The organism is Helicobacter pylori, from assembly GCA_008032935.1.
GTDB classification, from domain to species: domain Bacteria; phylum Campylobacterota; class Campylobacteria; order Campylobacterales; family Helicobacteraceae; genus Helicobacter; species Helicobacter pylori_CX.
In genome coordinates, this window is sequence record CP032039.1 from 435,446 (window position 1) to 452,642 (window position 17,197).

Sequence of the window (17,197 nt, forward strand, 5' to 3'; positions counted from 1 at the left end):
GGGCTTTTGGAAACTTTACAAACCCATAGAGTTTTGCAAGCCCTAATTAGCCATTTTACCCCTTTTTTAGAAAGCGGGATCACCGAGCTAATCATCAACACCGAGCAGGAATTTTGGCTTTATAAAGTCAATAACACCCGAGAAAAAAGAGGGCATGCGCTTTTTGATAAGGCGTTTTTATTGAGGTTTTGCGAGCAATTGGCTAGTTTTAGGGGGTTGTTTTTTGATGAAGAGCACCCCACTTTAAATTGCTCTATCCCTTTCACGCGCTATAGGGTGAGCGCGAATCACTTCAGTATCACTACGAACAATCAAATCACGCTCAATATCCGTGTGCCTAGGCTTAAGCCCTTAAGTTTAGACGATTTCACTTTCAAAGCAAGCGATCCAAAGGGTTTGAAAGATTTAGCGCTTAAAGGGCATAACATTCTCATTAGTGGGGAGACTTCAAGCGGTAAAACAAGCTTATTAAACGCTCTTTTAGACTGCGTCAATAAAGATGAAAGGGTGGTGAGCGTTGAAGACAGCCAAGAATTGGATTTAAAAGCGTTCAGCAATTGCGTGGGGCTTTTAGTGGGCAAGCAAGAGAACACGCGCTTTAATTATGAAGACGCTCTCAATATGGCCATGCGCTTAAACCCGGACAGGCTCATTGTGGGCGAGATTGACACCAGGAATGCAGCGCTCTTTTTGCGTTTAGGAAACACCGGGCATAAGGGCATGCTCTCAACCATTCACGCTAATAGTGCTCAAAACACTTTAGAAGCCCTTTCACTGAATTTAAGCATGCGTTATACGCATTCTTTGGATAAAGATCTAATGCGAGCGTATTTTAAAAGTGCGATTGATGTGATCGTGCATGTGAATAGGATCAATAATGAGCGCCAAATCGCTGAAGTCTTATGGACTAAAGAGCTTTAAATGCCCCTAAAATCCTTAAAAAACCGCTTGAATCAGCATTTTGATCTATCGCCTCGCTACGGGAGCGTGAAAAAAATCATGCCCAATATTGTTTATGCGGATGGTTTTAACCCCTCTGTGGGCGATGTGGTGAAGATTGAAAAAAGCGATGGCAGCGAATGCGTGGGAATGGTGGTGGTGGCAGAAAAAGAGCAGTTTGGTTTCACGCCCTTTAATTTTATAGAGGGGGCTAGGGCTGGCGATAAGGTGCTGTTCTTAAAAGAGGGGTTGAATTTCCCTGTAGGCCGTAATCTTTTAGGGAGGGTGCTTAACCCTTTAGGGCAAGTCATTGACAATAAGGGGGCGCTAGATTATGAACGATTAGCGCCTGTGATTACAACACCTATAGCCCCTTTAAAAAGAGGCTTGATTGATGAGGTTTTTAGCGTGGGGGTGAAGAGCATTGATGGGCTTTTGACTTGCGGTAAGGGGCAAAAACTGGGCATTTTTGCCGGCTCTGGGGTGGGTAAATCCACGCTAATGGGCATGATCACTAGGGGTTGCTTAGCGCCGATTAAAGTGATCGCTTTGATTGGGGAAAGGGGCAGAGAAATCCCTGAATTTATAGAGAAAAACTTAAAAGGGGATTTAAGCTCTTGCGTGTTGGTGGTCGCTACGAGCGATGATAGCCCTTTGATGCGCAAATACGGGGCCTTTTGTGCGATGAGCGTGGCGGAGTATTTTAAAAACCAAGGGCTAGACGTGTTGTTTATCATGGATTCAGTGACTCGTTTCGCTATGGCTCAAAGAGAAATCGGTTTAGCTTTAGGCGAACCGCCCACTTCCAAAGGCTACCCCCCATCCGCGCTTTCTTTATTGCCTCAATTAATGGAGAGGGCGGGCAAGGAAGAAAATAAGGGGAGCATTACGGCTTTTTTTAGCGTGCTAGTAGAGGGCGATGATTTGAGCGATCCCATAGCCGATCAAGCAAGGAGTATTTTAGATGGGCATATTGTCTTAAGCAGGGAATTAACCGATTATGGGATCTATCCGCCTATCAATATTTTAAACTCCGCATCAAGGGTGGCTAAAGACATCATCAGCGAGTCTCAAAACCTGCATGCGAGAAAATTCCGCCGTTTGTATGCGTTGTTGAAAGAAAATGAAATGCTCATTCGCATCGGCTCTTATCAAATGGGGAACGATAAAGAGCTTGATGAAGCGATTAAGAAAAAGGCTTTAATGGAGCAGTTTTTAGCGCAAGATGAAAACGCTTTACAGCCTTTTGAACAAAGCTTTCAGCAATTAGAAGAAATCTTAAGATAAAAGGAATGTTATGGAATCACAACTCATGAAACTCGCCATTGAGACTTATAAAATCACTTTGATGATTTCTTTACCGGTATTACTAGCGGGCTTGGTGGTGGGGCTGTTAGTCAGTATTTTTCAAGCGACCACTCAAATCAATGAAATGACTTTGTCTTTTGTGCCTAAGATTTTAGCCGTGATTGGGGTGCTGATTTTAACCATGCCGTGGATGACGAACATGCTTTTAGATTACACCCAAACCTTAATCAAGCTCATTCCTAAAATCATAGGCTAGAAAATGCTAGAAACAACCATTGATTTTTCTCGTTACAGCAGCGTGAAAATCGGCGTGCCTTTAAAAGTGAGCGTTTTAGAAAACGATGATGAAATCTCTCAAGAACACCAGATTATAGGTTTAGCGAACAACCTTTTAATCGCTCCTAGCGCGAAAAATCTCGCTTTATTAGGAAAAAACTACGATTATATTTGCGATCATGGCGGATGCGTTGAAATAGGGGGGGCGGCCAACTCGTCTAAAATTTTTAATTATTTTAGGGCGAATGATTTAGGGGGTTTGGAATTTTTAGGGCAATTGCCTGGCACTTTAGGGGCGTTAGTTAAAATGAATGCCGGCATGAAAGAATTTGAAATCAAAAATGTTTTAGAAAGCGCTTATATCAATAATGAATGGCTAGGGAGTGAAGCTTTGGGGTTGAGTTATCGCAATAGCAAATTCAATGGCGTTGTTTTAAGAGCTAGGTTTAAAAAAACGCATGGTTTTAGGGAAGGGGTTTTAAAAGCGTGTCAAAGCATGCGCAAAAGCCACCCCAAATTGCCTAATTTTGGGAGCTGTTTCAAAAACCCGCCTAACGATCATGCGGGCAGGCTTTTAGAGGGTGTGGGCTTAAGGGGCTATTGTCTAAAAAGAGTGGGATTTGCCAAAGAGCATGCGAATTTTTTGGTGAATTTGGGGGGCGCGGAATTTGAAGAAGCCCTAGATCTGATAGAACTCGCTAAAACCAGAGTGTTACAAGAATACGGCATTCATTTAGAAGAAGAAGTGAAGATTTTAAGGTAGAAAATGGCTAAAAAAATCAATCTCAAAGATTAAGCAAACAGCATAAAGAGTCTTTAGGTGTTACGAATATTTTTACCGATGAGGCCAAATTGCATGATATGGGTGTGAGCAGTATCTCTAAACTTGTTATGCAAAAACTTGAAGATGAATTTAAGAGCTTGTCATTTAGGCACAGAGCAAGCATAACCAAGGAAGAAATTAATTCTGTATTGCAAGGACTTGATAGTGAGCTTGGAAGAACTTTGTTCGTTCAAAGTTCTAAAATAAAACCTGATGGAGGTATTATTGAGATTAAAGATGATGATGGGAATTGGAGAGTTATATTAATAACAGAAGCTAAATATCAGAGAAAAGATATAGAAAATATTCAAAAAGGAATATTAGTGGGTAAAGATAGTAATCAAGATTTAATGCAAGCTGGGAATGCTATAGAAAGAGCGTATAAAAATATTGCTGAAATGGCTAATTTTATGCTCAAAGAATTGCATTTTCCTTAACATTTTATTTTTAGAAGGCTCTAATTTTTTAACTCAAACCATATCGGTAAAAAGACCTGATGGAAGGGTAGTAACTCTTGAGTATAGTTCTGGAGTTCTTAATAGATTGGATAAATTAATGGCAGCTAATTACGGAATGCCTATCAATCAAAATTTATGTAAAAATAAGTTTATTCCATATAGGGATAGAACTATCATGTTGTAAGCCACCTCTATTTACACGCAAGGAGATAGACAAAGATGGGATTTAAATAAAATGTTTGAAATCATGCTTGAAGTAGCTAGAACCTCCCTTAAGGTTTTAGGTAGCTCACTTTTTAATCAAATTGTTGGTAAAAACAATGTCAAGAAAAGCGACTAATCAAATATTGCAAAAAGCCAAGCAACTTAAAAGCGATGAATTTTATACGCAATTGGCAGATATAGAAAACGAGTTGCAATACTATAAACAATATTTTAAAAATAAAGTTGTTTTTTGCAATTGTGATGACGCAAGGGTAAGTAATTTTTTCAAATATTTTTTTGTTCATTTTCAAGAACTAGGGCTTAAAAAATTAATTTCTGCTTGTTATATGGAACCAGAAATATCTAGTAATAGCAATAAAATCTCAAAGGGATTTTATTGCGAGTATGAAGGGAAAAAGGATTGGCAAACAACCATTGATGGATTGAAATTTTTTAAAGGAGATGGCGATTTTCGTAGTGAGGAGAGCATTCAGTTGTTAAAAGAAGCAGACATTGTAGTAACTAATCCACCTTTTTCGCTTTTTAGAGAGTTTGTAGCGCAATTGATCGAACACAGCAAGAAGTTTTTGATTATTGGAAACATCAATGCAATTACATACAAAAACATTTTTACTCTAATTAAAAACAATAAAGTATGGTTAGGCATGCATCTTGGTCGAGGGATTTCAAGTTTTATTGTTCCAAGACATTATGAACTTTATGGCACAGAAACTAAAATTGATAGCTTAGGCAATCGCTTAATCTCCCCTAATAATTGTTTATGGCTTACAAATTTGGATTATAAAAAAAGGCATGAGATATTACCACTCACAAAGAAATACGATAAAAATAAGTATGAGCTATATGATAATTTTGATGGAATTAATGTGAATAGAACTATAGATATACCTTTGGACTATAGGGGTTCTATGGGAGTCCCTATAACTTTTTTACATAAATTTAATCCTAAGCAGTTTGAGATTATTGGTTTTAGGAAGGGAAATGATGGTAAGGATTTATCTGTAAATGGAAAATGTCCTTATTTTAGAGTTTTAATTAAGCATAAGAAAAATTTCTAAAAAGTGTATTTTAATACCTAGTTTCCAAAAAAAGACCTTAAGAAAGTCTTTATCCTAAAATAAAAATAATCCCTAATCGTTTTTGATCGGATGTGGGTTTTAAAAGATTGCATTTGTTGGTCTTTAGCCATTTCAAGGCGTTCTTTAAAAAAATCGTTTTTAAAAGGGGTGCAAAAAAGGTTGGCGAGCCAAAAACCCGCTTCAGCTTCATAGCAAATCAAACGCCCGTTTAAAGAACTCACAGAACGCCACGGCTTGTATTGGATGAAATGGAGCATGATAATATTTTTAGGGTAGTGCTCTTTGAAAGAATCAGAATAGCAATTATAATAAATAGGCAATTCTAAAACGCGCTCTAAAAACACCATATTGATTAAACACTGCTCAGGGTAGAAAAGGTCTTTCCCTCTAGTTTTTAAAAACTCTAAAGCGGTTTTTTCAAACCCATTTTCGCGCCACAAATCTAAATTCGCCACCAAAAAGCCCATGTTAAAGCCCTGATGGATGCGTTGTAATTCGTTTGGGCTAAAATGCGAAAAATCAATTTTAAAATTCTTACAAGCACGCTCAATAAAATCACAAAAAGCTTCAAAAGAAAGGTGGAAAAAAGTGTCTCTCACCATGCCAAGCAATTTAGTGGGGTCGTTATCCAGCGCAAAATAAGCGCTTGCAACATCGCCTAAAAACACCGTATCCACATCTATGGAAATGATTTTAGAATAATTAGGGAAGAGCGAAGCGAGCAAGAGCCGGCACAAAACAAGAAGCCCGCCATAACGCTTGGAGCAAGACTCATTGAGATAGCTTTCTATGGAATGATCGAGCGAATTGATGTCTATAAACTCTAATGAAGCGAATTTTTTAAAAGGCTCAATGGTTTTTAAAAGCTTGTTTTGCTGCTCTAAAGTTACCCCTTTAACCAAACAATGGATTTTATACACGATGTTAGTGCCTAAAAGTTGGTTGCTTTGATTTAGGGGGCTAAAATCTACCATGCTTGTGTGCCTGCTCGCATGGGAGAGTAACGAATAAAGGCAAACTCCTGCCCCTAGCGCGTAATTCTTATCAAAACTCATAAAAATAGGGATAATTTGATCGGGTAAATTTTGCGTATCCATTTATCGCTCCCTTATATCGCTTTTTGAGTGTTTTAAAATCGCATGCCTAACTTCTTTAGTGCTCCCCACATAAAGGTTATTGAATTGGGTTTTATTGAAAGTGTTTTGGCGCTTGGCTAATTTCATGGTGTTAGAGGTAATCGCTTCTTCTAGCTCCTTTAAAGTGAGTCGTTTTTCTAAAAAAAGAATGCTCTCTTTAACGCCTATGGCTTTAAAAGGCTGCGAATCTTTAGGGTATTGAGTATAAAGGGCTTTGATTTCTTCAATAAGGCCGCAATCAAGCATGTTTTTGGTGCGCTGTTTGATGTTGTTTGTAAGCGCGTTTTTTTCAACAGACAGAGCGAATAATGAGATGGCATGCTCAAAGGGTTTTTTAGGGTTAGCCTTAAAATACTCGCTTGGGGGCGTGTGGGTGGCATAAAAGATTTCTAAAGCCTTATGGATGCGGTAAGTGTCGTTTGGATGGATTTTAAAAGCCATGTTAGGGTCAATGGATTTTAAAAACGCGTAAGGGTCAGCTAGGGTGCTGATTTCTCGCTCTATTTTTACAACCTCCTCACCGCTAATTTTTGGCATGCGGCTCAAACCTTCTAAAATGGATTTTAAGTAAAAACTGCTCCCCCCACAATGAGTAAAATTTCTTTAGAAGACACCCTTATGGCGTCCTCTAAAAGGGTTTTAAAAAGGGGAGCGTTATTTTTTTCATCAATGCTAAGGTAGTCTAGGGCGTAATGCTTGATATTTTTTCGCTCTTTTAGGCTGGGTTTTGCCGAAGCGATATTAACGTCTTTATAAATACTCAAAGAATCCAAAGAAAAGATTTCAGCGTCCAATTCTTGGGCTAATTCAACAGAAAGAGCGCTTTTCCCGCTCCCGCTAGGCCCTAAAAGCGCGATGAGTTTCTTAGGCGTTTTGATAAGGAAGCCCTCTTTTATAAGCGTTCAAAAACCCTTCTAAATCAAATTTTTTACGGCATTCTTCGGTGAAAAGATGGATCATCAAATCCCCCAAATCCAAAATGATCCACTCTTCATTAGACTCATCTATCTGGTAAAAGACTTCCCCTAAAGGCTTAAGGGTGTTTTTAAGCGCGTCTAATAAAGAAAGGGCATGCTTATTCGCTAGCGTGGTGGCGATAATGACATCTTCTACCAAATAGGGGGTTTGAGACAAATCAATGTGCGTAATATCAAAAGCCTTTTTTTCATCTAATAAAGCCGTAATCATTTCTATGCGTTGGTTCATGAGTTTCCTAAAAAATGGGTTAAAATAGCCTTATTATAACTTAAATCAAGGAAAGATTAATGACCCCTGGACTAAACCTCAAATCCTTAGGCGCTAAAACGCCCTATGTTTTTGAATACAACAGCGATTTACTAGAAGCCTTCCCTAACCCAAACCCCAATTTAGACCCCCTAATCACGCTAGAATGCAAGGAATTTACAAGCCTTTGCCCCATCACTTCCCAGCCGGATTTTGGCGTGATTTTTATCCGCTACATCCCTAAAGACAAAATGGTAGAAAGCAAGTCTTTAAAACTCTATTTATTCAGTTACAGAAACCATGGGAGCTTTCATGAGAGCTGCATCAATACGATCTTATTAGATTTAGTCCAATTGCTAGAGCCAAAGTATTTGGAAGTGTATGGGGATTTTGCCTCTAGGGGTGGGATTGCGATCAAGCCCTTTGTGAATTATGCGATCAAAGAATACCAGGAATTTAAAGAAAAACGCCTTTTGAATGCGAAATAACGCGCAAAAATAGGGTTTTAAGATTAAAGCCCTTCCAAATTAAACGGACAAATTAGAGAGAATGAAAAAAGAAAAATAAAAGATCAAAAAAGGAGAGCCACCCCAATAAGGGGGGGGTTTATTCTACATTACCCTCCTCTCCCGTAACAATATCCCTCTCCCTAATCACATTCCCCTCCTCATCATAATCCTCATCTCTAAAACCATAAGACCAAAGATTGTCAGCTAAAACGCCAGGAGTAAGACCCGCACATGTTAAATCATATTTATTAATGCCACCATCGCATAAGAGTTGTGCCACAAATTTTGCCTCTTCTTTATTTTTAGGCAAGAATTTCGCCCACTCTTCCAAAGTTACACCATAACCATTCTCGCCCTTACCATCAGGCCTTGTTAAGTTTTTAGCATAAGTTTCTATCACTTTACAGAATAAAGTAACATCACCCATAAGCATATCATCAAAAGTGTCAAAGAAACAATCGTCAGTGTTTCTATTTTCAATCATAGCATTCCACTCCGCATCGCTATGATGCTTTAAATCCGCCATAAAAGAAAGCGAATGAATGATAATCAAACTCGCTTGAAACCCCATTCCACCATAACTCATCGGAGAGAATAACAAACCAAGTCTTTTGCTTCTTTTTTCGTGAGCGTAAGCGTTAGCAAAGACCATAAAAGGGCTAGTGGTATCATCAGGGAAATCAAAGTCCAACTTGAACTTGCTTTCTTTCTCTTTAGCAGTTGAAGTCCTTTCTTTAACACTCTCCCCGCTCGTAACGATTTTAACGCCTTTCAAAAAGTCATCAGCACTTTCTTTAGCGTGATTATTCGCAACTTCATTCACAGGCACTTCCTTAAACCATTTTAAGAATTTTTCGCTATTGAAAACATAAGTGGCTTCGTTGCCTTTTTGACTCCTTAAGGTTACACGATTAAACCCAATATTAATGACTTTAGCCTCCACCACTTTGTCGTTGATTGTGGCTTTGACTGACGCACCCAACTCTAACTTATTTTCGTTTTGAAAACCCATGAAATACTCCTTGGTAAAAATTTGCTTTAAATTCCGCTATAATCGGTCGGTCAATGTTTTTTATCTTTTTGGCATGGCTTGTTCCTCCTTGTTGTGGGATGGGCGCTTTTCAAACGCCCCCCTTATTTTGAGTGATCGCATCATTCAATATCCTTTAAAAAAGCGTTTTTAAAAGCTTTAATGGCGCTTTCACCCACCAATTCAGCGATACGATAACGCGCGATTAAAAAGTCTAATAATTTTTCGCTCCTTTCTTTGATTTGCGCGACTCCAAAAGAAGCGTTTTTAGCCACTTCTTTTTCACTATAAGAGCCTTTTAGGTATTCTTTTCTTTTTTCCTCAAAAGACTTGTTGCTTAAAGAGCTGTTAGCGTTTTTAGGAATTAAGAGCAAGTTCCCTAAAGCATGCACGATGTAGGGATTTTTAGCCCAATTTTTTTCTTTAGCGCTATAGCCTTGATCGGGTTTTTGAGGCAAGATGTGCTCAATGCTTTCTAAACTGCTATCAAAATTCAAAGTCGTTTCAGGGTTATGGTATAGCTCGTATTCATAAAGCAAGTAATTCAGCGCCTTGCCCCACTTATACCACTTCTCAGTATTCTTTTTGGAATGGATATTCTCTTCAAGCAATTCCAAGCCGCTATTTCCTTGTCTGTTGAAAAAACTCTTTTCTAGCGTTGGAAATTTTTCAATGACGATATTTTCTTCCCCATATCTATACGCTCTGAACGCTTGAAAAGCCAATTCAATCCATTCGTTTTTGGCCGTATCCTTGCCAGCAACCCCATAGATTAAAAACCCGAAACGCTCCAAATATTCTAATAAGCCCTCTAATTCTTTGGTGGTGTAAGGCTGTTCATTAGCACTTCTTCCAACAAGCTGTATGGTTAAAAGAGAAAGCAATAAGGGCAGAAAAGCGTCTTTGCTCAAAGCGTTTAAGCGCCGCATCTTGTCTAACAAGCCGTGCATTTTAGGCGTGATTTCCATCTCAAGCTTTCTATTGTCATCAAAAATAAGGGCGATAGATTTTTCATCAAGAGTGTGCAAGAAATGCCAAACTTTAGAAGAATAAGAAAGATAAAATAACAAATCATCTATTCTTTCATATTCATCATCAAAGTTGGTGTTGTCGGTATATCTTTTATGAGCGTTAAACTCCATCTCCAATAACCTTTTTTTAAAATCCCCTTTCTCGCCATAATAATACGCCACAAAATGCTTTAAAAAACTTTCTAAATGAGCGTCTTCAAACTGCCTCAAATCGTGATAAATCCTGGTGTAGGTGTCATTGATTTCTTGTTGAAGATTTTCTAAATCTTCTTCATCGCAAATCTTGTGCACCACAAAATGCAAGCGGTTTTTTAACAATTCTAAAGTGGATAGATCCTTACCACGATTGTTGATCGTTTCAAAAGAGCTGAACGGATCGATTCGGTTATCGTTCAATCCCACCACGCTAAAAAGCATTTTTTTAGTGAGAGCGTCAAACATTTTTTCAAGCGTTTCCATAGGCGTATCGCTGATTTTTTCTTGAAAAAATGCGTAAGCCTCAATAAGATTTTTAGCGTAAAAAGAAGTTTGAAACGCTTTTAAATCTTTTTCTTCTTCCATGATCGCCCTAAAAGCTTCACTCAAGCCATAATACTTATAGGATAGAATGGGTTCAAGGTTGATTAAAGAATACTTTGGGTCTTTGTTTTGGGTGGTTTTGGCTAAAAGGCCCAGTAAAATCAAGCTCGTAGCCAATCGTTGCTGGCCGTCTATGATTTCAAAAGCGCTATCTTCAAGCTCATTTTCAAGCCCTCTTAAGGTTAAACTATGCATGTAATGGAATTTGTTTCCCAGCTTAGAGACATGCTCTAAATCGTTCCAAAAATCCTTCAATTGCCTTTTCTGCCATGCATACCCCCTTTGATAGCTAGGGATTTCAAACACGCCTTTTTCAACCACGCCATCTAAAGTCAACAATTCCATTAAAATCCTTTCATAGGTTTATGGGTAAAAACCCATAACCCTTCATTTTTTCGCTCAATCAATTTTGGTTGTCCAAGTCTTGTGCTGCGCGTGAAATGCCAAGTGTTTTTATTGACTAATTCTTCGTATTCTTGGCTCCCTTTTTGAGCGCAAACGCCCTCAACCTTTAACGCTCCCTCTTCATCAGTCCCGATAGTGTCATGGTCAATCTTTAGGGCAAAAACGCTCCGTTGGACTTCAGCCCCTCTAGTCGTTGAATCCTCATTCACAATGCCAATGATATAATCCGCTTTACGCATGAGTTCAAAATACTTGTGCTGAGCCGCTTTGTTCCGCCGTGAGCGGAAATAATTTAAAGTGCATTCATCGCACAACTCTTTAAAATCCTCATTCCCTGGAATAGTCCCTTTATAGGCGCCTGAAACCATGCACAACAACAAATTGTATTTTTCATGCGCTTTCAAATCTTCTAACTGAGCCATCGTCTTCTCCTTGTATTGAATTTAACTCTGTAAGCCCCACTGGTTTAAAAATGGGGCTTATCGAATCAAATTTTTTAAAAATGTTGCGGTGCGGATTAATGAGAGAGGGAATAAAAGGGTTAATGCAAGGGTTAATAATAGAAGGAATAACAAAGAGTAGGGGATTTTTAAGCGATCTTTTGTAAAAGCGGTAAAAGTTATGGTAGCGTTGCTTGATTGCTTGATTGCTTGATTGCTTGATTGCTTGATTGCTTGATTGCTTGATTGCTTGAATGATTGAATGATTGAATGATTGAATGATTGAATGATAGAATGATTGAATGATAGAATGATTGAATGATAGAATGATAGAATGATAGAATGATTGAATGATAGAATGATAGAATGATTGAATGATAGAATGATAGAATGATTGAATGATAGAATGATTGAATGATAGAATGATTGAATGCCATTTCTACCCCTTTTTTGAAAAAAAGACGACTTAGAGTATTGTATCTAGCGGTATTCAATCAATGGTTAATGGTGCATATTTATTTTTGCGTTATTTGTTTTATCTAATGATGATGCGTTTTGTTTTTTAACGATGCGTTTGATTTTTTAATGATATGTTTTATTTAATAATGATGTGTCTTTATCTTATTATAACGATGTGTTTGATTTAATTTAATGATGCGTTTAATCTTTAAAGCTTTATTCTCTACCCCCCTTTTCCAATCGCTCCCCCATCATTTCCAATGATTTCCAATCATTTCCAAATAACTTTCATTCATTTCTTTCCAACTCTAAAATTTATTTCACATTCCAAAAACTTTAAGCAAAATTTAAGCATTGCATGTCTATAATTACATTTCGTTTTTAAAGACAAGCTTTAAAAAGTTCTTTAATTTGAAACCATTCAAGCAAGTTCTACAAGCTAAAAAGCTTTAAATAAAAGCTCACTAGTTGGTAAAACTTGATTAAAAAAGATTAGGGATCAAGCATTTTTAGTCTTCTTAAAGGGTTTAACATTAAGAGTGATTATAGCAAGTTTTTGAAGAAAAACGAAGTTATTTGATTTAACATTGTTAATAGCCTATGTAAAAGTAAAGTAAAACTACAATAACTCTGTCTTATATTCATTAAGGCAGTGGTAGCGTTTGAAGAATATTCGTGCAATTGTCGTTATTCATTATAAAAGGGCGGGTTTTAAAGGATATTTTAAAATTTAAAACAAGCTTTTAAGAGCAGATGGCGGATGCCTTGCCAAAGAGAGGCGATGAAGGACGTACTAGACTGCGATAAGCTATGCGGAGCTGTCAAGGAGCTTTGATGCGTAGATGTCCGAATGGGGCAACCCAACTAATAGAGATATTAGTTACTCTAATTTAGAGAGCGAACCTAGTGAAGTGAAACATCTCAGTAACTAGAGGAAAAGAAATCAACGAGATTCCCTAAGTAGTGGCGAGCGAACGGGGAAAAGGGCAAACCGAGTGCTTGCATTCGGGGTTGAGGACTGCAACATCCAAGAGAACGCTTTAGCAGAGTTACCTGGAAAGGTAAGCCATAGAAAGTGATAGCCTTGTATGCGACAAGGCGTTCTTAGGTAGCAGGATCCAGAGTAGGCCAGGACACGAGAAATCCAGGTTGAAGCCGGGGAGACCACTCTCCAACCCTAAATACTACTCTTTGAGCGATAGCGAACAAGTACCGTGAGGGAAAGGTGAAAAGAACCGCAGTGAGCGGAGTGAAATAGAACCTGAAACCATCTGCTTACAATCATTCAGAGCCCTATGATTTATCAGGGTGATGGACTGCCTTTTGCATAATGATCCTGCGAGTTGTGGTATCTGGCAAGGTTAAGCGAATGCGAAGCCGTAGCGAAAGCGAGTCTTAATAGGGCGAACAAGTCAGATGCTGCAGACCCGAAGCTAAGTGATCTATCCATGGCCAAGTTGAAACGCGTGTAATAGCGCGTGGAGGACTGAACTCGTACCCATTGAAACGGGTTGGGATGAGCTGTGGATAGGGGTGAAAGGCCAAACAAACTTAGTGATAGCTGGTTCTCTTCGAAATATATTTAGGTATAGCCTCAAGTGATAATAAAAGGGGGTAGAGCCCTGATTGGGCTAGGGCTGCTCGCCGCGGTACCAAACCCTATCAAACTTCGAATACCTTTTATCGTATCTTGGGAGTCAGGCGGTGGGTGATAAAATCAATCGTCAAAAGGGGAACAACCCAGACTACCAAATAAGGTCCCTAAGTTCTATTCTGAGTGGAAAAAGATGTGTGGCTACTCAAACAACCAGGAGGTTGGCTTAGAAGCAGCCATCCTTTAAAGAAAGCGTAACAGCTCACTGGTCTAGTGGTCATGCGCTGAAAATATAACGGGGCTAAGATAGACACCGAATTTGTAGATTGTGTTAAACACAGTGGTAGAAGAGCGTTCATACCAGCGTTGAAGGTATACCGGTAAGGAGTGCTGGAGCGGTATGAAGTGAGCATGCAGGAATGAGTAACGATAAGATATATGAGAATTGTATCCGCCGTAAATCTAAGGTTTCCTACGCGATGGTCGTCATCGTAGGGTTAGTCGGGTCCTAAGCCGAGTCCGAAAGGGGTAGGTGATGGCAAATTGGTTAATATTCCAATACCGACTATGGAGCGTGATGGGGGGACGCATAGGGTTAAGCGAGCTAGCTGATGGAAGCGCTAGTCTAAGGGCGTAGATTGGAGGGAAGGCAAATCCACCTCTGTATTTGAAACCCAAACAGGCTCTTTGAGTCCTTTTAGGACAAAGGGAGAATCGCTGATACCGTCGTGCCAAGAAAAGCCTCTAAGCATATCCATAGTCGTCCGTACCGCAAACCGACACAGGTAGATGAGATGAGTATTCTAAGGCGCGTGAAAGAACTCTGGTTAAGGAACTCTGCAAACTAGCACCGTAAGTTCGCGATAAGGTGTGCCGCAGCAATGCGGTCTCAGCAAAGAGTCCCTCCCGACTGTTTACCAAAAACACAGCACTTTGCCAACTCGTAAGAGGAAGTATAAGGTGTGACGCCTGCCCGGTGCTCGAAGGTTAAGAGGATGCGTCAGTCGCAAGATGAAGCGTTGAATTGAAGCCCGAGTAAACGGCGGCCGTAACTATAACGGTCCTAAGGTAGCGAAATTCCTTGTCGGTTAAATACCGACCTGCATGAATGGCGTAACGAGATGGGAGCTGTCTCAACCAGAGATTCAGTGAAATTGTAGTGGAGGTGAAAATTCCTCCTACCCGCGGCAAGACGGAAAGACCCCGTGGACCTTTACTACAACTTAGCACTGCTAATGGGAATATCATGCGCAGGATAGGTGGGAGGCTTTGAAGTAAGGGCTTTGGCTCTTATGGAGCCATCCTTGAGATACCACCCTTGATGTTTCTGTTAGCTAACTGGCCTGTGTTATCCACAGGCAGGACAATGCTTGGTGGGTAGTTTGACTGGGGCGGTCGCCTCCTAAAAAGTAACGGAGGCTTGCAAAGGTTGGCTCATTGCGGTTGGAAATCGCAAGTTGAGTGTAATGGCACAAGCCAGCCTGACTGTAAGACATACAAGTCAAGCAGAGACGAAAGTCGGTCATAGTGATCCGGTGGTTCTGTGTGGAAGGGCCATCGCTCAAAGGATAAAAGGTACCCCGGGGATAACAGGCTGATCTCCCCCAAGAGCTCACATCGACGGGGAGGTTTGGCACCTCGATGTCGGCTCATCGCATCCTGGGGCTGGAGCAGGTCCCAAGGGTATGGCTGTTCGCCATTTAAAGCGGTACGCGAGCTGGGTTCAGAACGTCGTGAGACAGTTCGGTCCCTATCTGCCGTGGGCGTAGGAAAGTTGAGGAGAGCTGTCCCTAGTACGAGAGGACCGGGATGGACGTGTCACTGGTGCACCAGTTGTTCTGCCAAGAGCATCGCTGGGTAGCTACACACGGATGTGATAACTGCTGAAAGCATCTAAGCAGGAAGCCAACTCCAAGATAAACTTTCCCTGAAGCTCGCACAAAGACTATGTGCTTGATAGGGTAGATGTGTGAGCGCAGTAATGCGTTTAGCTGACTACTACTAATAGAGCGTTTGGCTTGTTTTTTGCTTTTTGATAAGATAACGGCAATAAGCATGGATAAGTTACCACTGCCTTACTGAGTGTAAGAGAGTTGGAGTTTTATGAAGACTTTTATAGGGTTAAACTTTAATGAGGAATGAGATACCATCTCAATGATTTAAAGCTAAAGGCTATTAACGATCTTCTTTGTTAAAAACAGCTCCCTATTGAAGAGAAAGGGGAGTTAAGGGTAAATGCATTTTATCTTTAGCTCCCTTTTCCTTGTGCCTTTAGAGAAGAGGAACTACCCAGTTAACCATTCCGAACCTGGAAGTCAAGCTCTTCATCGCTGATAATACTGCTCTTTTCAAGAGTGGGAATGTAGGTCGGTGCAGGGATAGGGAAATGCTTTTTTAGTCTTGCTTTTTTATTTGATTTCATTATTGACTCATTGTTTTGTTTGTTTAGGGGTTTTTAGGGTTTTACGCTAAAGTTTCTCAGTTTTTGGAGATGAGAGGTATGGGCAATTAAGAAAATGGGTAGAGAATACCAACAATTAGGAGGTTTTTATGGTCGTAGATGTTTCAAGCATTCCTTTTCAAGGATTTTGGCACATGCAAATCCATCAGCAACATCTGCAAGTAAGATGGGATGTGCATGATGTGTGCCAAATTTTAGAAGAATACCACTTCATTGGTTTAGCGGATTGGGAAGAGAGCAAAGGACAAATTAGAGATTTTTTAGAAGTGATGCGGGTGAATGACATTGTAGCCATCAAGCATGGACAACAACTTGTAGCACTCGCACAAGTCATCGGCGGGGCGTATAACATTCACAAAGATCGGGCATTATGTGTTAGCGAAGAAGAAGACCCTTTAGTGGATTGGATACATTACAGGCGACCCGTTAAGATTTTAGATTGGGCAAAAGAGGGGCAGACGATCCCACAGGGTAGAGGCACTTTAAATAAGTGCGTAAGTCCGGGGACAGAAACCTCGCAAATCATTATGGGGTGGTATGAAAAGGTGCAAGAAGCCTTAAAAGCCAAAGGTGAAAGAGTTGTCTTAGTTTAAAAATCTCACATGTTACCCTTTGCAAGGGTGGAAAAGTAGGTCGGTGCAGGGATAGGGAAATGTTTTTTTTAATCTTGCTTTTTACTTAATTCCATTATTGATTATATTTTAGTGCTTTATTTTTCTGTTGTTTTTTTCATTTTTTTTATTTTTAGTTGTTTTGATTTGGGGTTTTATTGTTTTATTCAAAGGTTTTAGGGTTTTAAGAAAGCGAGTTTGATGGCAAAATAAAACTTAAAATCATAACATAAGATCTAAAATCCAATTTTTTAAAAAGTTTAAGATTTATATCTTTGGCGAGAAAAGAGTCCGCATCAATTAAACATGGATTTAAGAAAAAAGTTTTATTCTCTAAAGAATGTAATTATTTATAAAACTCTTATCCAAGCTTCTTTTTAAAGGAAGTTTATGAAGTTTTTTAAAATCCTTAAACTGCACTTAAATTCTAAAAAGCGCTAAGAAATGTTTTTAGAAAGTTTTATTCTTTAAAAAGTTATCGCTTTATAACCAAGCTCTTTAGTTTGATTGTAAAAAACGCTTTTAGCGTTTTAGATTTTTATTCTTTATTCCGTTAGTGTTGCTTTTTTATTTCTTTTGTTTTTAAGTTGTTCTAGTTTGGGTTTTGGGG

At 39.3% G+C, this 17,197-nt stretch carries 13 protein-coding genes, 2 rRNA genes and 2 pseudogenes; 10 read left to right on the top strand and 7 right to left on the bottom strand.

Annotated elements, in window-relative coordinates; genetic code table 11:
* Positions 1–6: 6 nt before the first annotated feature.
* The 6 genes and pseudogenes from D2C78_02190 to D2C78_02215 all read left to right on the top strand — a co-directional run bounded on the left by D2C78_02190 (position 7) and on the right by D2C78_02215 (position 5,087).
* The gene (locus D2C78_02190; GenBank protein ID QEF34869.1) at positions 7–921 is read left to right on the top strand and encodes a conjugal transfer protein TrbB; all 915 of its coding nucleotides are present in this window, start codon (positions 7–9) and stop codon (positions 919–921) included.
* Positions 922–2,226: a flagellar protein export ATPase FliI gene (gene fliI / locus D2C78_02195; GenBank protein ID QEF34870.1), complete on the top strand. Its 1,305-nt coding sequence runs from the start codon at positions 922–924 to the stop codon at positions 2,224–2,226.
* 10 nt (positions 2,227–2,236) lie between these two features.
* On the top strand, positions 2,237–2,503 hold the full coding sequence (gene fliQ / locus D2C78_02200; protein QEF34871.1) for a flagellar biosynthetic protein FliQ: 267 nt from the start codon (positions 2,237–2,239) through the stop codon (positions 2,501–2,503).
* 3 nt (positions 2,504–2,506) lie between these two features.
* On the top strand, positions 2,507–3,286 hold the full coding sequence (locus D2C78_02205) for a UDP-N-acetylmuramate dehydrogenase (GenBank protein QEF34872.1): 780 nt from the start codon (positions 2,507–2,509) through the stop codon (positions 3,284–3,286).
* 98 nt (positions 3,287–3,384) lie between these two features.
* Positions 3,385–4,144, top strand: a pseudogene (locus D2C78_02210) (restriction endonuclease).
* The gene (locus D2C78_02215) at positions 4,125–5,087 is read left to right on the top strand and encodes an adenosine deaminase (protein ID QEF35801.1); all 963 of its coding nucleotides are present in this window, start codon (positions 4,125–4,127) and stop codon (positions 5,085–5,087) included. The pseudogene D2C78_02210 and the gene D2C78_02215 overlap by 20 nt, the downstream one beginning before the upstream one ends.
* Positions 5,088–5,104: 17 nt before the next feature.
* On the opposite strand, the gene D2C78_02220 is transcribed toward D2C78_02215, so the two are convergent.
* From D2C78_02220 to rsfS, 3 genes and pseudogenes are all read right to left on the bottom strand, one after another.
* Entirely contained in the window at positions 5,105–6,205 is a 1,101-nt protein-coding gene (locus D2C78_02220; GenBank protein ID QEF34873.1) for a glycosyltransferase family 8 protein, read from the bottom strand.
* A pseudogene (gene miaA, locus D2C78_02225) lies at positions 6,206–7,008 on the bottom strand (tRNA (adenosine(37)-N6)-dimethylallyltransferase MiaA). It abuts the gene before it with no gap.
* 100 nt (positions 7,009–7,108) lie between these two features.
* Complete coding sequence (gene rsfS, locus D2C78_02230) at positions 7,109–7,450, bottom strand: ribosome silencing factor (protein ID QEF34874.1); 342 nt, start codon at positions 7,448–7,450, stop codon at positions 7,109–7,111.
* A 59-nt stretch (positions 7,451–7,509) separates the two neighbouring features.
* Between rsfS and queF the strand changes: the two genes are divergently transcribed.
* Positions 7,510–7,956, top strand: coding sequence for an NADPH-dependent 7-cyano-7-deazaguanine reductase QueF (queF, locus tag D2C78_02235; protein QEF34875.1), 447 nt, complete (start codon positions 7,510–7,512; stop codon positions 7,954–7,956).
* A 118-nt stretch (positions 7,957–8,074) separates the two neighbouring features.
* Here the strand turns inward: queF and D2C78_02240 are convergent, their stop codons facing one another.
* The 4 genes from D2C78_02240 to D2C78_02255 all read right to left on the bottom strand — a co-directional run bounded on the left by D2C78_02240 (position 8,075) and on the right by D2C78_02255 (position 11,889).
* Positions 8,075–8,989, bottom strand: coding sequence for a hypothetical protein (locus D2C78_02240; GenBank protein QEF34876.1), 915 nt, complete (start codon positions 8,987–8,989; stop codon positions 8,075–8,077).
* A 140-nt stretch (positions 8,990–9,129) separates the two neighbouring features.
* Positions 9,130–10,962 (bottom strand): DUF262 domain-containing protein, encoded by a 1,833-nt coding sequence (locus tag D2C78_02245; protein QEF34877.1) that lies wholly within the window; start codon positions 10,960–10,962, stop codon positions 9,130–9,132.
* Positions 10,962–11,444 carry a hypothetical protein gene (locus D2C78_02250; GenBank protein ID QEF34878.1) on the bottom strand — a complete coding sequence of 161 codons (483 nt, stop codon included), beginning with the start codon at positions 11,442–11,444 and terminating at the stop codon, positions 10,962–10,964. The genes D2C78_02245 and D2C78_02250 overlap by 1 nt, the downstream gene beginning before the upstream one ends.
* The gene (locus D2C78_02255; protein QEF35802.1) at positions 11,413–11,889 is read right to left on the bottom strand and encodes a hypothetical protein; all 477 of its coding nucleotides are present in this window, start codon (positions 11,887–11,889) and stop codon (positions 11,413–11,415) included. The genes D2C78_02250 and D2C78_02255 overlap by 32 nt, the downstream gene beginning before the upstream one ends.
* Before the next feature lie 764 nt (positions 11,890–12,653).
* On the opposite strand from D2C78_02255, the gene D2C78_02260 reads away from it, so the two are divergent.
* The 3 genes from D2C78_02260 to D2C78_02270 all read left to right on the top strand — a co-directional run bounded on the left by D2C78_02260 (position 12,654) and on the right by D2C78_02270 (position 16,569).
* Positions 12,654–15,541: ribosomal RNA gene (locus D2C78_02260) — 23S ribosomal RNA — on the top strand.
* A gap of 235 nt (positions 15,542–15,776) precedes the next feature.
* Positions 15,777–15,894 (top strand): 5S ribosomal RNA (gene rrf, locus D2C78_02265).
* Positions 15,895–16,065: 171 nt separating this feature from the next.
* The gene (locus D2C78_02270) at positions 16,066–16,569 is read left to right on the top strand and encodes a pyruvate kinase (GenBank protein ID QEF34879.1); all 504 of its coding nucleotides are present in this window, start codon (positions 16,066–16,068) and stop codon (positions 16,567–16,569) included.
* Positions 16,570–17,197: the final 628 nt, after the last annotated feature.

Bases quoted from the DNA above. Each gene is read 5' to 3' on its own strand.
- D2C78_02215 (QEF35801.1), top strand. From the start codon at position 4,125: ATGTCAAGAAAAGCGACTAATCAAATATTGCAAAAAGCCAAGCAACTT.
- D2C78_02245 (QEF34877.1), bottom strand. From the start codon at position 10,962: ATGGAATTGTTGACTTTAGATGGCGTGGTTGAAAAAGGCGTGTTTGAA.
- D2C78_02270 (QEF34879.1), top strand. From the start codon at position 16,066: ATGGTCGTAGATGTTTCAAGCATTCCTTTTCAAGGATTTTGGCACATG.
- D2C78_02250 (QEF34878.1), bottom strand. From the start codon at position 11,444: ATGGCTCAGTTAGAAGATTTGAAAGCGCATGAAAAATACAATTTGTTG.
- D2C78_02240 (QEF34876.1), bottom strand. From the start codon at position 8,989: ATGGGTTTTCAAAACGAAAATAAGTTAGAGTTGGGTGCGTCAGTCAAA.
- fliI (QEF34870.1), top strand. From the start codon at position 922: ATGCCCCTAAAATCCTTAAAAAACCGCTTGAATCAGCATTTTGATCTA.
- queF (QEF34875.1), top strand. From the start codon at position 7,510: ATGACCCCTGGACTAAACCTCAAATCCTTAGGCGCTAAAACGCCCTAT.
- D2C78_02205 (QEF34872.1), top strand. From the start codon at position 2,507: ATGCTAGAAACAACCATTGATTTTTCTCGTTACAGCAGCGTGAAAATC.
- rsfS (QEF34874.1), bottom strand. From the start codon at position 7,450: ATGAACCAACGCATAGAAATGATTACGGCTTTATTAGATGAAAAAAAG.
- fliQ (QEF34871.1), top strand. From the start codon at position 2,237: ATGGAATCACAACTCATGAAACTCGCCATTGAGACTTATAAAATCACT.
- D2C78_02220 (QEF34873.1), bottom strand. From the start codon at position 6,205: ATGGATACGCAAAATTTACCCGATCAAATTATCCCTATTTTTATGAGT.